The 16,054-nt window shown below is 76.1% G+C and carries 15 protein-coding genes; 6 read left to right on the top strand and 9 right to left on the bottom strand.

Translation table 11 applies throughout. The annotated features are described in order from the left end of the window. On the top strand, window positions 1–504 hold a 504-nt coding region (locus J5O08_RS18520; RefSeq protein WP_218708382.1), incomplete at its 5' end, for a hypothetical protein. Window positions 505–511: 7 nt separating this feature from the next. On the opposite strand, the gene J5O08_RS18525 is transcribed toward J5O08_RS18520, so the two are convergent. The 3 genes from J5O08_RS18525 to sucC form a co-directional block, all read right to left on the bottom strand. After that, window positions 512–1,819 carry a DUF6350 family protein gene (locus J5O08_RS18525; protein WP_308281718.1) on the bottom strand — a complete coding sequence of 436 codons (1,308 nt, stop codon included), beginning with the start codon at window positions 1,817–1,819 and terminating at the stop codon, window positions 512–514. A gap of 133 nt (window positions 1,820–1,952) precedes the next feature. Beyond that, the gene (gene sucD, locus J5O08_RS18530; protein ID WP_147794277.1) at window positions 1,953–2,849 is read right to left on the bottom strand and encodes a succinate--CoA ligase subunit alpha; all 897 of its coding nucleotides are present in this window, start codon (window positions 2,847–2,849) and stop codon (window positions 1,953–1,955) included. A gap of 38 nt (window positions 2,850–2,887) precedes the next feature. Next, window positions 2,888–4,072 carry an ADP-forming succinate--CoA ligase subunit beta gene (sucC, locus tag J5O08_RS18535; protein WP_217617097.1) on the bottom strand — a complete coding sequence of 395 codons (1,185 nt, stop codon included), beginning with the start codon at window positions 4,070–4,072 and terminating at the stop codon, window positions 2,888–2,890. Window positions 4,073–4,248: 176 nt separating this feature from the next. Here sucC and J5O08_RS18540 point away from each other — a divergent pair, with 176 nt between their 5' ends. Then, window positions 4,249–4,482, top strand: coding sequence for a helix-turn-helix domain-containing protein (locus J5O08_RS18540; protein ID WP_218708384.1), 234 nt, complete (start codon window positions 4,249–4,251; stop codon window positions 4,480–4,482). A 59-nt stretch (window positions 4,483–4,541) separates the two neighbouring features. Beyond that, a complete protein-coding gene (locus tag J5O08_RS18545; protein ID WP_218708385.1) occupies window positions 4,542–5,114 on the top strand; it encodes a Clp protease N-terminal domain-containing protein in 573 nt (190 codons plus the stop codon). A gap of 124 nt (window positions 5,115–5,238) precedes the next feature. On the opposite strand, the gene J5O08_RS18550 is transcribed toward J5O08_RS18545, so the two are convergent. From J5O08_RS18550 to J5O08_RS18560, 3 genes are all read right to left on the bottom strand, one after another. Next, a complete protein-coding gene (locus tag J5O08_RS18550; RefSeq protein ID WP_147794281.1) occupies window positions 5,239–5,904 on the bottom strand; it encodes an AIM24 family protein in 666 nt (221 codons plus the stop codon). Between the two features lie 85 nt (window positions 5,905–5,989). Beyond that, the gene (pcrA, locus tag J5O08_RS18555; RefSeq protein ID WP_218708386.1) at window positions 5,990–8,560 is read right to left on the bottom strand and encodes a DNA helicase PcrA; all 2,571 of its coding nucleotides are present in this window, start codon (window positions 8,558–8,560) and stop codon (window positions 5,990–5,992) included. A 43-nt stretch (window positions 8,561–8,603) separates the two neighbouring features. Further along, window positions 8,604–11,051, bottom strand: a complete 2,448-nt coding sequence (locus J5O08_RS18560) for a glycoside hydrolase family 31 protein (RefSeq protein ID WP_218708387.1) — start codon at window positions 11,049–11,051, stop codon at window positions 8,604–8,606. Window positions 11,052–11,130: 79 nt separating this feature from the next. Between J5O08_RS18560 and J5O08_RS18565 the strand changes: the two genes are divergently transcribed. Next, window positions 11,131–12,174, top strand: a complete 1,044-nt coding sequence (locus J5O08_RS18565) for a LacI family DNA-binding transcriptional regulator (RefSeq protein WP_218708389.1) — start codon at window positions 11,131–11,133, stop codon at window positions 12,172–12,174. A gap of 64 nt (window positions 12,175–12,238) precedes the next feature. On the opposite strand, the gene J5O08_RS18570 is transcribed toward J5O08_RS18565, so the two are convergent. Next, window positions 12,239–12,589 (bottom strand): hypothetical protein, encoded by a 351-nt coding sequence (locus J5O08_RS18570; RefSeq protein ID WP_218708391.1) that lies wholly within the window; start codon window positions 12,587–12,589, stop codon window positions 12,239–12,241. 101 nt (window positions 12,590–12,690) lie between these two features. On the opposite strand from J5O08_RS18570, the gene J5O08_RS18575 reads away from it, so the two are divergent. After that, on the top strand, window positions 12,691–13,194 hold the full coding sequence (locus J5O08_RS18575) for a hypothetical protein (RefSeq protein ID WP_218708392.1): 504 nt from the start codon (window positions 12,691–12,693) through the stop codon (window positions 13,192–13,194). Between the two features lie 37 nt (window positions 13,195–13,231). On the opposite strand, the gene J5O08_RS18580 is transcribed toward J5O08_RS18575, so the two are convergent. Both J5O08_RS18580 and J5O08_RS18585 read right to left on the bottom strand, forming a co-directional pair. Continuing rightward, the gene (locus J5O08_RS18580; RefSeq protein WP_166942131.1) at window positions 13,232–13,891 is read right to left on the bottom strand and encodes a response regulator transcription factor; all 660 of its coding nucleotides are present in this window, start codon (window positions 13,889–13,891) and stop codon (window positions 13,232–13,234) included. Then, the gene (locus tag J5O08_RS18585) at window positions 13,888–15,174 is read right to left on the bottom strand and encodes an ATP-binding protein (protein WP_218708393.1); all 1,287 of its coding nucleotides are present in this window, start codon (window positions 15,172–15,174) and stop codon (window positions 13,888–13,890) included. The genes J5O08_RS18580 and J5O08_RS18585 overlap by 4 nt, the downstream gene beginning before the upstream one ends. A 136-nt stretch (window positions 15,175–15,310) precedes the next feature. Between J5O08_RS18585 and J5O08_RS18590 the strand changes: the two genes are divergently transcribed. Continuing rightward, window positions 15,311–16,054 (top strand): PspC domain-containing protein (locus tag J5O08_RS18590; RefSeq protein ID WP_218708394.1); only part of this gene is annotated, 744 nt, incomplete at its 3' end.

The following is a 16,054-nucleotide window of genomic DNA, read 5'->3' on the forward strand; positions in this document are numbered from 1 at the left end:
CCCGCCGGGCCCGGCCCCGGTCCGTCCGGCCCCGGCCACCCGCTGCCGCCGCACCCCGCTCCCGGGCCGCACCCGCCGCGCCCGCACCCCGGCCCGGCCGCCCCGCCGCCCTCCCCCGAGGCGCTCGCCCGCGTCGGGCGGCTCGTGCGGCACTTCGGCGTGTGGCTGCTCGCGGGTGTCGCGGTCACCCTGCTGCCGCTGCCGTGGCGGTTCGCGTCGATCCTGTTCCTGGTCGGCGCGACCGTCACCGGCGTCCGCGCGCTGCTCGCCGTGGTCCGCTCGGGGCTGCGCGGCGGCGTGGGCGCCATGCTGGTCGCGGGGCTGCTGATGACGGGTCTGGTGCTCGTCGGCTCGCTGGGCTCGCTCGCGACCTGGCGGGTCGACGCCGACCGGCAGGCCTGCCTGCAGGGCGCGCTGACGCGGTCGGCGGAGGCGGCGTGCGAGCGCGCGTACGACGACGCGGTGGGCGACCTGACGAACCGCCTGACGGGCGGGCGCGGCTGACCCGGGCTCAGCCCTTCCGACCCGAGCCGGTCACGCCGGCCCACGCCCGGCCCGCCGCCCCGGCGACCGCCGCGCGCACGTGCCGGTCGCCCGGCAGCAGCACCACCAGCGCGCCGACGGCGACCCCTGCGGCGACCGCCAGCGCCACGAGCGCCGGCTCCGGGCCCAGCTCCGTCATCCGCCCCGGACCGATCCCCCCGCGCGCGAGCGCCGCGAGCACCAGCGCGCCGAGCCCGGCGGTCGCGGCGGACACCAGGCCGGCGACCGGGGCGTCGAGCGCGCGCTCGGTGGCCAGCCGGCGGCGCAGCACGAGCGCGGCCGCGGCGCCGGCCAGCAGCGTGACGACCGGGACCGCCACCAGGACGCCGCCCACCACGTCCGGTGCGGGCAGCGCACCCAGCAGCGGCACCGCCGGCAGCGCCCCGGCCTGCACCCCGCCGACGGCGAACGACGTGCCCGTGCCGACCGCGAACCCCGGCCCGACGAGCCAGGCCAACGCCCACAGCACGAGCGTCGGCGCGTAGGCGAGCTGGCCCACGGCGAGCACGATGCCGCCCACCGCATCGAGCCGCAGGCTGCCGACCACCTCCGCCACCGCGCTGCGCCCCGTGACGACCCAGAGGGTCGCGAGCACGGCCGCCAGCAGCACCAGCGTCGCCAGGGCGGTCGTCCCGGCGGCGACGCCGTGCGCGACGGGCTCGGGCAGCCGCGCGCGCACCGGCCGCACGACGTCCCGGAACCGCGGCGCCTCCGGGCGCCGGAGCAGCCCCGCGCCGAGCCCGGTCGCCGCGACGACCGCCCCGCCGAGCAGGCCGATCGCGACGTGCAGCAGCGGCACCCCCGTGGCGAGGCCGACCACGAGGACCACGCCGACGTACGCGCCGACGCCCGCGCCGAACGCGGACCGGGTGGCGTACCCCGACCGGCGCGCGGAGGCGTAGCAGCCGAACACGGCGAGCGCGGTCAGGCCCAGCGGCACGAGCGTCACGGACGGGGCGTCGGTCAGCGGGACGCCGTGGGCGAGCAGCCACAGGCCGGCGGCCACCTCGACCGCGCGGGTCCACGGGACGCCGGTCGTCGCCGGCGCGGCGGAGGTGGCGACGTACGCGGCGATGGCCGGCAGGACGACGACGAGGAGCGAGAGCAGCGCCGCCTGCAGGCCCGCGAGCATGCCGCCGACCCAGCGCGGGGCGCCGTCGAGGTCGCTCACGAAGAACCGCGGCGGGGCGGCGTCGTCGACCACCCGGCGCCGCGGCCGGCCGCCGGGCGCGCCCGAGCCGCGTCCGTCGGGGCGGGTGCCGGGCGGGGTGCTCACCGGTCCATGGTCCCCGCCGGACGGCGCCGGGCGGCCGAACCGGCCCGGCGCGCCGCGGGGTGGCGTGCCCCACGCCGGACGCACGACGGGCGCCGCACCCCGGGAGGTGCGGCGCCCGTCGTTCGTGCGCGGGTCAGCTGAGCAGCGCGCGCGCCAGCTCGGCCGTCTCGGTCGGCGTGGTGCCGACCTTCACCCCGGCGGCCTCGAGGGCCTCCTTCTTGGCCTGCGCGGTGCCGGCCGAGCCGGACACGATCGCGCCGGCGTGGCCCATCGTCTTGCCCTCGGGGGCGGTGAAGCCCGCGACGTAGCCGACGACCGGCTTGGTCACGTGCTCGGTGATGTACGCCGCGGCCCGCTCCTCGGCGTCGCCGCCGATCTCGCCGATCATCACGATGAGGTCGGTCTCGGGGTCGGCCTCGAACGCGGCGAGCGCGTCGATGTGCGTCGTGCCGATGATCGGGTCGCCGCCGATGCCCACGGCCGTCGAGAACCCGAGGTCCCGGAGCTCGTACATCATCTGGTAGGTCAGCGTGCCGGACTTCGACACCAGGCCGATCCGGCCGGGGCCGGTGATGTCCGACGGGATGATGCCGACGTTCGACTTCCCGGGGCTGATGAGACCCGGGCAGTTGGGGCCGAGCAGCCGGACGCCCTTGGCCTGGGCGTAGGCGAAGAACTCGGCCGTGTCGGCAACCGGGACGCCCTCGGTGATGATCACGATCAGCGGGACGCCGGCGTCGACGGCCTCGATGACGGCGGCCTTGGTGAAGGCCGGCGGCACGAAGATGACCGACACGTCGGCCTTGGTCGCCTCGACGGCCTGGGCCACCGAGCCGAACACCGGGATCGCCACGGTCAGGCCGGAGCCGTCGCCGCGGGGGAACTCGACGCTGGTGCCCGCCTTGCGCGGGTTCACGCCGCCGACGACGGTGGTGCCCGACGCCAGCATGCGGGTGGTGTGCTTGCTGCCTTCGGACCCGGTCATGCCCTGCACGATGACCTTGGAGTCCGCGGTCAGGAAGATCGCCATGGTGGGTTGTCTCTCGTCTCTCGCGTCGCTGCGGTCGGTCAGGCGGTGGCGGCCAGGCGGGCGGCCTCGGCGGCGCCCCCGTCCATGGTCTCGGCCAGCGTGACGAGCGGGTGGGCCGCGTCCCGGATGATCCGGCGGCCCTCGAGCACGTTGTTGCCGTCCAGGCGCACGACCAGCGGCTTCGTGGCCTCGTCGCCCAGGATGCCGAGCGCCGCGACGATGCCGTTGGCGACCGCGTCGCACGCCGTGATGCCGCCGAACACGTTGACGAACACGGACTTGACCTGCGGGTCGGACAGGATGATGTCCAGGCCCGCGGCCATGACCTCGGCCGAGGCGCCGCCGCCGATGTCGAGGAAGTTCGCCGGCTTCACGCCGCCGTGCTGCTGCCCGGCGTACGCGACGACGTCGAGGGTGCTCATCACGAGCCCCGCGCCGTTGCCGATCACGCCGACCTCGCCGTCGAGCTTGACGTAGTTGAGGTCCTTCTCCTTCGCGCGCGCCTCGAGCGGGTCCGCCGCGGCGGCGTCCTCGAGGGAGGCGTGGTCCTCGTGCCGGAAGTCGGCGTTGCCGTCGAGGGTGACCTTGCCGTCGAGCGCGACGACGTCGCCGGCCTCGGTCAGCACGAGCGGGTTCACCTCGACGAGCGTGGCGTCCTCCTCGCGGTAGACGTCCCACAGCTTCGTCAGCACGGCGGCGACCTTCGGGCCCACCTCGGCGTCGAAGCCCGCGGCGGCGACGATCTCGTCGGCCTTCGCCTGGTCGATGCCGACCCGCGGGTCCACCGGGACCTTCGCCAGCGCCTCGGGGCGCTCGACCGCGAGCTGCTCGATCTCCATGCCGCCCTCGACGCTCGCCATCGCGAGGTACTGCCGCTCGGCGCGGTCGAGGAGGAGGGAGAAGTAGTACTCCTTCGCGATGCTCGCGCCGGCGGCGATCATCACGCGGTGGACGGTGTGGCCCTTGATGTCCATGCCGAGGATCTCGCCGGCACGCTGCTCGGCCTCCTCCGCGGACCGGGCGATCTTGACGCCGCCGGCCTTGCCGCGGCCACCGGTCTTCACCTGCGCCTTGACGACCACCACGCCGGTCGCGCCGTCGGCGCCCAGCAGGGTCTCGGCCGCCGCACGCGCCTCGGAGGGCGTCGTCGCGACGATCCCTCCCAGGACGGGTACCCCGTGCCGCTCGAAGATGTCACGTGCCTGGTACTCGAACAGGTCCACCTGCTGCGGTCCTTCCCTCGCCCTGCGGTCCCGTGGGTGGGATCTGGCTGCTCTGCCGCCGACGATCGTAGCCCGGGGCCCCGGGTTTATCTCCACGTCGAGATATGTGACCCAGGTCGCAGGCGAGTCGTCAACCCGCCTTGACATCGGACGAAGGTGTCAACCACAGTTGACACATGACCGGCACCGACCCCACCACCGACTCCGCCGACGGCGCGCTCGCCGCGGCGACGGCCGACGACCCCGCCACCGGGCTGCGCGCCGTGCGCTCCCTGCGGGTCCTCGCCGACCGGCTGGAGACCCTGCAGGTCGGCCGGGCCCGCGAGCTCGGCTGGTCCTGGCAGGACATCGCGGACGCCCTCGGCGTGAGCCGGCAGGCCGTCCACCAGAAGCACCACCGGAAGGCCTGAGGGCCGCCGGCGCGGCCGGGCCGCCCTGCCCGTCCCGCCACCCCCGAGAGGAGACGACGATGTTCGAGAGGTTCACCGCCGGCGCCCGCGCCGCGGTCGTGCAGTCCCAGGAGATCGCCCGCGACCTGGGCGACCCGCGCATCTCCCCCGCGCACCTCGTGGTGGCGGTCGCGTCCGTCGCCGACCCGGCGGCCGAGGCGCTCGCCGCGCAGGGCGCCGACCGGGCCGCGCTGCTCGACGCGTTCGACGGCGACGGGCTCGACGCCTCGGCGCTGGCGGCGCTCGGGATCGACCTGGACGCCGTGCGCCGGCGGGCGGACACCGTGTTCGGGGCGGGCGCGCTGGACCGGGCCGACCGGGCCGACCGGGCGCGGCGGGCGGGCCCGGGCGGGCGGCGCGGCGGCGCGGGCGGGCACGTGCCGTTCACCCGGGACGCGAAGAAGACGCTCGAGGTCGCGCTGCGCGAGGCGATCCGGCTCGGGCACAAGCGGATCGAGGCGGGGCACGTGCTCCTCGCGGTCGTCCGGCTGTCCGACACCGACGGGTACGCGCTGCTCCGCCGCGCGGGCGTCGACCCGGCCGCGCTGGCGGCGGACGTGACCGCACGCCTGGCGGCCGCCGCGGCGGCCTGACCGACGACGCCGGCGCAGGCGCGGGTCGACCGGGGACGCCCGGCCTACGGTTTCCGGCGCGGCACACGACGATCACCGCGGGCCGGGCCGGAGACCGTAGGCGTCGCCCCGGGCGCCCCGCGCGTCAGGCCGTCGGGACCGGGTAGCCCTCAGAGGGCTGGACGACGACGAAGCCCGGGCCGTGGAAGGCGTACTGGAACGCCTCTCCCGTGCCGCCGCGGAGGAGCGAGCTGACGTTCATGCTCGACACGACGCCCGGCGTGAGGTTCGCCGACCAGCACACGGCGGCGTTCGGGTCGACGAACGTGGGCTGCTGGGAGCAGTCGAGGATCATCGGCTGCCCGTGCGAGGTCAGGGCCACGGTGCCGTGCCCCTGGATCAGGGTGTTCCAAAACCCGCCGGTCATCATCCCGGCGCCCTTGGTGCGGTGCATGTCCCACTGCAGCGCGGCGTCGAACGCGAGCAGCGAGGAGCCGCCGACGCTGATCGCGTCGCCCTCGAGCTGCAGCAGGAACACGTGCTCGGCGGCGCGCGCGAAGAACACCTCGCCGGGGCCCGAGACCCGCATGAGCGGCTGGTCGTCGGCGCTCATCGCGCGCTTCACGAACCGGGCGAGCGAGCCCGACGACTCGTGGTGGAACTGCACCTGCCCCTGGTGGGCGACCATCGCGCCCTTCGCCGCGAGGACGTCGGGGCCGAGCGTCACCTTGAGCATCTTGGTGCTCTGCAGGACGAACCGCTCGGCGGTCTGCACCTCGGCGTTGGCCTGGTCGAAGATCGGGCTGCGCATGCGCCGATCATGCCCGAGATGTGCGGGTGGCGGCCTCGCGCCCGACGCGCGGGCGGCCGGGATCACCCGTCCGCCCGCGCGTCGGTCAGAGCTTGGTGACCGGCGAGTACCGCAGCAGCAGCCGCTTCGTGCCCTCGGTGCCGAAGTCGACCTTGGCCACCGCGTTCGGCCCGCCGCCCTCGACCGCGACGACCGTGCCGAGGCCGTACGCGTCGTGGGTGACCTTGTCCCCGACGGTCAGCGTCGGGATGGCCGCGTCCGGGCGCGGCGTGGCGGAGCCGAACGTCGCGCCGCCCGACCCGGGGGCCTTGCGTGGCGGCTCGCCGGCGCGGGACGCGGCGGAGCTCTTCTTCCAGCTCTGCGTGGACCCGGACCCCGACCCTGACCGCTCGCCGTAGCCGCCGCCCGAGGCGTACCCCGAGCGTCCGCCCAGGAACCCGCCCGGCCCGCGCAGCCGGTCGTTGGACGACTCGCGCCGCCGCCAGTCGATGAGGTCCTCGGGCAGGTCGTCGAGGAACCGGCTCGGCGGGAACTCGTTCGGCACGCCCCACGCGGTGCGGACCGCGGCGCGGGAGATGTAGAGCCGCTGCCGCGCCCTGGTCAGGCCGACGTACGCCAGCCGGCGCTCCTCGGCGAGCTGGTCGGTGTCGGCGAGCGACCGCATGTGCGGGAAGGTGCCGTCCTCCATGCCGGTGAGGAACACGACCGGGAACTCCAGTCCCTTGGCCGTGTGCAGGGTCATCAGCGTGATGACGCCCTGGTCCGGCTTGGGCTCGCCCCCCTCGTCGTCGCCGCCGTCGTCGGACGGGATCTGGTCGGAGTCGGCGACCAGCGACACCCGCTCGAGGAAGTCCGCGAGGTCGCCCTCGGGGTCGGACTGCTCGAACTCGGAGGCCACGGCGTGCAGCTCGGCGAGGTTCTCGACCCGGGTCTGGTCCTGCGGGTCCTCGCTCGCGCGCAGCTCGGCGAGGTAGCCGCTGCGGTCGAGCACGACCGACAGGATCTCGGCCGGGCCGGCCCCCGACTCGGTGAGCGCTCGGAGGTCGGCCATCATCTCGGCGAACGCGCGCAGCCCGGTGATCGCGCGCGTGCCCAGCCCGGGCACCTCCTCCAGGTGCTCCAGCGCGGTGCCGAAGGACACGCGCTCGCGCTCGGCGTAGCCCGCGACCATCGCCTCGGACCGGTCGCCCAGCCCGCGCTTGGGCACGTTGAGGATGCGGCGCAGGTTGACGTCGTCGTCGGGGTTCGCGATCGCGCGCAGGTACGCCACGGCGTCCTTGATCTCGCGCCGCTCGTAGAACCGGGTGCCGCCGACCACCTTGTACGGCAGGCCGACGCGGATCAGCACCTCCTCGAGCGCGCGGGACTGCGCGTTGGCGCGGTAGAAGATCGCGACGTCGCCGGGGCGGACGCCGTCGGAGTCGCCGAGGCGGTCGATCTCCTCCGCGACGAACCGCGCCTCCTCGTGCTCGTTGTCGGCGACGTAGGCGACGATCTTCGGCCCGGAGCCGGAGTCGGTCCACAGCCGCTTGGGCTTGCGGCCGGGGTTCTTGCTGATGACGGCGTTGGCGGCGGACAGGATGGTCTGCGTCGACCGGTAGTTCTGCTCGAGCAGGATGGTCGTGGCGTCCGGGTAGTCGGCCTCGAACTCCATGATGTTGCGGATGCTGGCGCCGCGGAACGCGTAGATCGACTGGTCGGCGTCGCCGACGACCGTCAGCTCGCCGCGCGGGACCGCGGCGTCCGCGCCGGGGTCGGCCGCGCCGACGCCCGCGAGCTCGCGCACGAGCACGTACTGCGCGTGGTTGGTGTCCTGGTACTCGTCGACCAGCACGTGCCGGAACCGGCGGCGGTAGTGCTCCGCGACGGCGGGGAACGCCTGCAGCAGGTTGACCGTCGTCATGATGAGGTCGTCGAAGTCGAGGGCGTTCGCCTGGCGCAGCCGCTGCTGGTAGCGGGTGTAGACCTGCGCGAGCGCCTGGTCGAAGTCGTTGGACCCGCCGGCGGTGGCCGCGAACGCGTCGGGGTCGACCAGCTCGTCCTTGAGGTTGGAGATCTTGGACTGCAGCGCCTTGGGCGGGTACTTCTTCGGGTCGAGGTCGAGCTCGCGCGCGACGAGGCTCAGCAGCCGCTGCGAGTCCGCGGAGTCGTAGATCGAGAACGACTGCCGCAGCCCGAGCGTGGTGGCCTCGCGGCGCAGGATCCGCACGCACGCCGAGTGGAACGTCGAGACCCACATCATCCGGGCGGACGGGCCGACCAGGGACGCCACGCGCTCGCGCATCTCCGCAGCGGCCTTGTTGGTGAAGGTGATCGCGAGGATCTCCCCCGCCCGCGCCTGCCGGGTCGCCAGCAGGTGCGCGATGCGGTGCGTGAGCACCCGGGTCTTGCCCGAACCGGCGCCCGCGACGATGAGCAGCGGGCCGCCGTGGTGCAGCACCGCGGCGCGCTGCTGCGGGTTGAGGCCGACGAGCAGCGCGTCCGCGTCGATCGACGGCGCGCGGCCGCGGTCGCGCGGCGCGTCGCCGTCCCGGGGCGCGTCGGCGCCGGCACCGTCGCCGGGCAGGTCGCCGCGCGGCGGCACGGCGGCCGGCAGGCGACCGAGGTCGGAGAGGGCGAGTCCGGGCAGCGGCAGGTTCTCGAAGAGCGACGTCATGGCAGGGCCAAGCCTAGGCGCCCCCACCGACACCCGCGGCGTCTCAGCCCCGCGCCAGCAGGACCTCGCGCAACGCGGACAGCAGCGACCCCGGCAGGCCCAGCGCCTCCAGGTGCGACAGCCGCACGTGCAGCGGCCGGTCGGACGTCGCCGCGGCCAGCGCCCGGGTCAGCAGGGCGTTCTCCGTCCACGCCCCGCGGAGCACCCGCAGCACCTCGGCGCCGGGCTCGGGGCCGACCAGCGGGACCGTGCCGCGCGTCACCTCGAGCCGCGCGCCGGCGGGCACGCCGCGCACCTCGACCCGGAGCCGGCCGTCGGCGGTGACGCGGGCCTCGGCGGGCACCGGCGCCCCGTCGACGGTGGCGCGCACGGCCCCCGCCGCGCCCTCCGTCGCCCCGGCGGTCACCAGGGTGAGCGTCCAGTCCCGCTCGGCCGGCACGCACGCCGTCGCGCCCTCGGCAGGCCCGACCGCGAGCGCCCCCGGCGCGTCGTCCCAGGTGATCGGCGTCCGGGCGATCGCGTCCGGGTCCGTGCCGTCGCCCGCCCCGTCGTCCTCCACCAGCGTGAACGCGCCGTCGGCGCCCGGCACGACCAGCAGCTCCAGGTGCGCCGGGTTCACCGGGTCGTTGCCCGGCACCTCGGCGCCGTCGAGCGGCACGACCGCGCCCGGCCGCGCCAGCACCGGGATCGAGTCGAGAGTCCGGTGCAGGTCGAGCAGTCGGTCGCCGTCGTAGACCGCGCCGGTCAGCACGTCGACCCAGGTGCCCGGCGGCAGCCAGGCGCGCACGGCGGACGCCCGGGTGACCGGGTCGGTCGGCGTGGTCGCCGGCGCGACCAGCAGCTCCGAGCCGAACAGGAACTGCTGCGGGGCGTCGTACGCCTCCTCGCGGTCCGGCCACGCGTGGTACATCGGGCGGACCAGGGCCTGCGACTCCGCTGCGGCCCGGTGGTTCATCGTGTGCAGGTACGGCACGAGCCGGTGCCGCAGCCGCAGGAACGCCGTCTGCACCTGGCGGGCGTGCGGCCCGAACGACCACGGCTCCTTGCTGGTGAACGGGTTGTCCGAGGAGTGCAGCCGCAGGATCGGCGAGAACGTGCCGAGCTGCACCCAGCGGGTCGCCAGCTCCTCGTCGCGCACGCCGAAGTAGTGCCCGCCGATGTCGTGCGACCACCAGCCGTAGCCGATGTTCGCGGCGGTCGCGGTGAACTCCGGCTGGAACGCCAGCGAGTCCCAGGTGATGACGGTGTCGCCCGAGAACCCGACCGGGTACCGATGGCTGCCCGGGCCGGCGTACCGGGAGAACGTCAGCCCCCGCCGGCCGTCCCGGGCGCTGTCGAGGTAGTGGAAGTGGTTGAGCATCCACAGCGGGTCGATCCCCGCGACGCGCGAGTGCGCGCCCTGCTGCCAGTCGACCCACCAGAAGTCGACGCCGTCCCGCTCCAGCCCGCGGTGCAGCACCGAGAAGTACGCCGCGAGGAACTCCCGGTCCGTGACGTCGAACGCGATCGGGTCCCCGTCGGGCTCCCGGCCGAGCGCCGCGCACATCGCGGCGTACGCGTCCTCGTGGGCGCGCACGCCGTCGGCCGGGTGCACGTTGAGCGTGACCCGCAGGCCGCGGTCGTGCAGCCAGGACAGCAGGGCGGGCGGGTCGGGGAACAGGTCGCGGTTCCACGTGTACCCGGTCCAGCCGGAGCCGAGCGCGGGGTCCACCTCGGTGACGTGCCAGTCCATGTCGAGCACCGACACCGACAGCGGGATCCGCTCGGCCGCGAACCGCTCGACGACCTCCCGGTAGCCCTCGGCGGTGTACCGGTGGAACCGGCTCCACCAGGTGCCGAGCGCCCACCGCGGCAGCACCGGCACGGGGCCGGACACGGCGTGGAACGCGCGCAGCGCCTCGGCGTGGTCGTGGGCGTAGCCGAACACGTAGAGGTCCTGCCGGGAGCCGTCGCGCGGGGCGACCCAGCCGTCCGGCTCGAACACCATCGACCGGGAGTCGTCGAGCACCGCGTAGCCCTGCCGGGACACCACGCCGCCCTCGAGCGCGACCCGGCCGTCCGCCTCGTCGAGCGTGCGCGCGGTGCCGCCGAGGCCCTCGGCCGGCTGCCCGTACCGCCACACCGAGTGGTAGGCGCTGACGCCGCCCGTGACCTCGACGGACAGCCCCGCGGTGCTGAACGGGCCGCGGTCGTAGACCACGCGCAGCCGGGACGTGACGACCTCGACGACGTGCCCGCGGTCGACGACGCGGAACTCCGGCACCGGGAGCGCGCGGTGCCGGGCGAACGTGCTCGGGCGGTCCTCGAACCGGCCGTCCTCGGCGTACTCCAGCCGCACCAGGCCGTCGTCGAGCACCGTGATGCGCCAGCGGTCGCCCTGGACCACCGCGCGCGGGTCGGCGGCGCCGTCGGGCGCGGGGCCGGTCGTGAGGACGAGGGGCTTCCCGGACGTCCGGGAGGGGTCGGGCTGGGGCTGCGTCGGCGCGGTCACGCCTCCTGTTTAGCGTTAAACTCCGACCAGCGTCAACGGGCCGCGAGCCGCCGCGGTCCCCGTCTGCAGGAGGCCGCCGGTGGACCGCGTCACGCTCAGGGACATCGCGCGCGAGGTCGGCGTCAGCGTGATGACCGTGTCCAACGTGGTGAACGGCCGCGCCGGACGCGTGTCCCCCGCGACCGCCGCCCGCGTCGAGCGCGCCGTGGCCGACCTGGGCTACGTCCCCAGCGCCGCCGCCCGGTCGCTCGTCGCGCGCCGCTCCCGCCTCGTCGGCCTGCTGCTGCCGGGCCGTCCGGACGGCGTCACCCTGCTCGGCAGCCCGCACGACGTCGCCGTCACCGGCGCGCTCGAGGCCGCGCTGCGCGCACGGGACCACCACCTCATGCTGCGCGGCGTCGGCGACGCGGGCGACGTCCGGGACTCCGTGCGCCGGTGGGGGCTCGACGGGGTGGTCGTCATGGGCTTCACCGACGACGCGCTCGCCGCGCTCGACCTGCCCGGGACGCTCCCCGCCGTGCTGGTCGACGCCGAGGGCGGCCCCGCCGGCGCCGGGCCGCGGCACGCGCGCGTCCGGTCGGACGACAGCGCCGGCGGGCACCTCGCCGGGACGCACCTGGCCGGGCTCGGGCACCGCCGGCTGCTGCTGTGCGGGCCCGTCGACGCGGCGAGCCGGGTGGTCGCCGAGCGGCTCGCGGGGTTCCGCGCCGCCGCGGCCGAGGCCGGGCTGCCCCCGGGAGCGGTGCGGACGGCGCACGCCCGGACGACCTACGACGAGGGGGTCGCGCTGGGTGGGCGCCTGGCGGCGGACGTGCGCGCCGGGGCCGTGACCGCGGTGTTCGCGACCGCCGACGTCCTGGCCGCCGGCGTGGTGCGCGGGCTCGCCGACGCCGGGCTGCGGGTGCCCGAGGACGTGTCGGTGCTGGGCTACGACGACGCCGAGCTCGCCCGGCAGGTCACCCCGCAGCTGTCGACGGTCGCCCAGGACACGGCGGGCAAGGGCCGGCTGGCGGCGGAGCTGCTGCTCGGCCTGGTGACCGGCGACGACGCGGCCCCGCGCTCGGCGACGGTGCCGGTCGCGCTGGTGGCGCGGGAGTCGACGGGGCCGGCGCCGGTCGGTTGAGCGGGAGGTCAGGCCGGACTCGCCGTGGGTGCGCCGGGCCGGACCTCCCACCCGAGGACGCGGCTCAGCGCCAGAGAACCGCGACCAGGATGTTCACCAGGGTCAGGCCCAGGGTCGCGCCGACCAGGCCGCGGGTGACCTTCTCCGGCTTGCGGCTGCCGTACCAGACCAGCGCGGTCACGACGAGCGCGACCAGGAGCTTCACGCCGATCTTCGCGTTGTCCGGCGGCTCGAGCCCGGCGACCTCGGCGGACCGCAGCCCGACCATGACGATCCCCGTGACCAGCGCGGTCAGGGCGCCGTGCAGCGCGCCCTTCGGGAACGCCGGCTGCCGCAGCGTGACCAGGCACCCGCCCAGCACGATCGCCCAGCCGACCAGGTGCAGCACGACCAGCAGGCCGTACACGACGCTCATGGGACTTCCCTCGCTCGGTGCCCGGTGCGTGCAAGGATCCCCTGCGCGGCCTCGCCGGCCGCGCACCGCTGTGCCCGACGACCCCGAGCCACGAGGATGTCATGACCACCCCCGAGCACCCGAACCCCGGCGAGTCGTCCCCCGGCGCGTCGCAACCGACGCCTGAGGCGCACCCGGCGCCCGGCGCGTACCCGCCGCCGGCCGCGCAGCCGACCCCCGGGTCCTACCCCGCCCCCGGCGCCCCGCAGCCCGCCGCCGGCTACCCCGACCCCGCGGCCCTGCCCGGCCCCTACCCGGTCGCGCCGCAGCCGGCCCCGTCGCCGACGCTCGCGATCGTCGGACTGGTCACGGCCCTGATCCCGTGCACGGCCCTCGTCGGCCTCGTGATCAGCATCGTCGTCCTTGTCCGCGGTCGCCGCGGCGGCGCCCCCGGCCGCGGCCTGGCGGTGGCGGGCGTGATCGTCGGCGCGCTGTGGCTGGTCGCCGGAGTCGTCGCCCTGGCGCTCGGCGCGTTCGGCGTCGCCTCGCTCGTCGAGACCTGCGCGGACCTCGGGAACGGCGTGCACTACGTCGACGGCGTGCGCTACGAGTGCAACGTCGGCTGACGCCCCGCCACCGCGCGGCCGCGGCGGCGCGCCCGGGTCAGAGCAGCCGGCGCGCCGCCGCCCACCGGGTCAGCTCGTGCCGCGAGGACAGCTGCAGCTTCCGCAGCACCGCGGACACGTGCGTCTCGACGGTCTTGATCGAGATGAACAGCTCCCCCGCGACCTCGCGGTAGGAGTACCCGCGCGCGATCAGGCGCATGACCTCGCGCTCGCGCGCCGACAGCCGGTCGAGCTCGTCGTCGCCCGTCGCCACGTCGCCCGCGGCCGCGCCGAACGCGTCGAGGACGAAGCCCGCGAGCCGCGGCGAGAAGACCGCGTCGCCGCCGGCCACCCGCAGCACCGCGTCGCACAGGTCGGGACCGGAGATCGCCTTGGTGACGTAGCCGCGCGCCCCGGCGCGGATCACCGCGACGACGTCCTCGGCCGCGTCCGACACCGAGAGCGCGAGGAACCGGGTGCCGCCCAGCAGGTCGGTGCAGGCCCGGATCACCTCGGCACCGCCGCCGCCGTCGCCGCCGGGCAGGTGCACGTCGAGCAGCACGACCGGCGGCTGGGTCGCGCGCACGACCTGGATCGCCTCGTCGACCGTGGCGGCCTCGCCGACGACGTGCACCCGGTCGTCGAGGGACGCCTTGACGCCCGCGCGGAACATCAGGTGGTCGTCGACCAGCACCACGTCGACCGGAGCGTCGTTCATCCCTGCATCGTCCTCTCGTCCTCCGCCGTCGCGCGCTCGCGCATCAGCGGCATCCGCAGCCGCACCTCGGTGCCGCCGCCGTCCTTGCACACCACCGACGCCGTCCCGCCCCGGCGGCGCACCCGCCCCAGGATGGACTCGCGCACGCCGAACCGGTCGTCCGGCACGGCGTCGGGGTCGAAGCCGTCCCCGCGGTCGCGGACGAACACCTCGACCTCGTCGGGCCCGGCCTCCAGGTAGAGCGACACCGGCGGTCGCCCGTGCCGCACCGCGTTCAGCAGCGCCTCGCGGGTCGCCTGCAGCAGCGCGTCGGTGCTGGCGTCCGGCTCGGTGTCGCCGACGACCACCGTCTCGATCGTGACGGCCTCGCCGTCCGGGCCGGTGCGGGTGTCCTCGATCTCGGCGACGATCGCCGCCAGCACCGCCGCCACCGAGGTGCCGGGCGCCGGGCGGTCGTCGTACAGCCACGCGCGCAGCTCGCGCTCCTGGGCGCGCGCCATCCGGGCGACCTCCGTCGGGTCGTCGGCGCGGGCGCGGATCAGCGCGAGGGTCTGCAGCACGGAGTCGTGCAGGTGGGCCGCGATGTCGGCGCGCTCGGACTCCCGGGCCCGGGCGGCGCGCTCGTCGCCGAGCTCCCGGACCAGCCGGAGCCACCACGGCGCGAGCACCAGGGCGACGCCGCCGAGCACCGCCACGGCGGCGACCGTCGACTGCACCAGGGTGCCCGGCGTCGCCTCCTGGCCGACGAGCAGCAGCACGCCCACCCCCGCGATCACCAGGCCGCCGACCAGCCGCAGCACGCTCACCGGGCCGCGGCTGCCGCTGCGGCGCTCCCGCTGCACCGCGTCGAGCTGGCTCCACGCGAGCGCGGCGCCCGCGACCAGCAGCAGCACCGGCACCACCCAGTTCCCGACCACGTCCGTGCCCGCGCGGGCGAGCAGCATGGCCACGGCGCCGGCGAGCAGCGCGACCCCGACCGCGATCTCGGTCCACGGCAGCCGGCGGAGCCGCTGCACGGCGTCGTGCTCCAGGGGGCGGTGCAGGCGGGACAGTTCGGCGGGGCGCCCGGCGCCCGCGGCGGCGGCCGGGTCGCCCACCGGGATCGTCACCCACCAGAACACGTACAGGGCCACGCCGATCCCGCCCACCGGGGTGAGCAGCGCGAACAGCACGCGCACCAGGCGCACCGACACGCCCAGGTGCAGCGCGAGGCCGGCCGCGACGCCGCCGATCACGCGGCCGCGCTCCGGGCGCCGCAGCGGCAGGCGGGACGGGGACTCCATGCCCTGATCGTCACACGTCCCGGACCCCCCGGGCGCCGCTCGGGGCCCAGGATCAGGGACCACCGGGGCACATTCAGGGGCGGGTCAGGGGGGTACCCGATGCCGCCGGGGGTGCCCCGCGCGTCAGGATCGAGCCATGACGAACGACAGCGCCGACCGCGGGTCGGGCACCGTGCCGCCGAGCGGCAGCGGCGCACCCGGCCCCGTGCCCCCACCCGCTCCCCCGACCGGCGGCCACGCGATGGCCGGCTTCTTCGCGGCGATCCGCCGCGCCGGCATCTCCCGCTCCCAGGACCGCTGGGTCGGCGGCGTCGCCGGCGGGCTCGCCACCCGGTTCGGCATCGACCCGCTCCTCGCCCGCGGCCTCGTCGGCGTGACCCTGCTCATGGGCTTCGGCTTCGTGCTGTACGGCCTTGCCTGGGCGCTGCTCCCGGAGGAGTCCGACGGCCGGATCCACCTCGAGGAGACCATCCGCGGGAACTTCGACGTCGCCCTGCTCGGCGCGATCGCCCTCGTGGTCGTCGGGTTCAGCGCCGGCGACTGGTGGTTCAGCTGGGGCCCGTTCCGGTCTGGCTGGTTCAGCGGCTTCGCGTGGTTCGCCGCCGTGGTCGCCGGGATCGTCGTCCTCGTCACCGCACTGCGGCGAGGGCGGGACGGCCAGCCGCCCACCGCGTCGTGGCAGCCCCCGTACCCGGAAGGACAGCGTCCGATGACCAGCCCCAGCACCCCGCCGGCCCCGACGGCCGACGCCGCCCCGCGCCCGGCCGCGCCGTACGCGGCCGCCGCACCGGCCGGCGCGAGCACCTCGGCCCCGGCCGGCGCCCCGTACGGCACCGGCCCCGCAGTGCCGCCCGCCGGCCCGCAGCCCTACGGCTCGGCC

Origin of the sequence: Cellulomonas sp. PS-H5, from assembly GCF_019265565.1 — a bacterium.
Classification (GTDB): domain Bacteria; phylum Actinomycetota; class Actinomycetes; order Actinomycetales; family Cellulomonadaceae; genus Cellulomonas.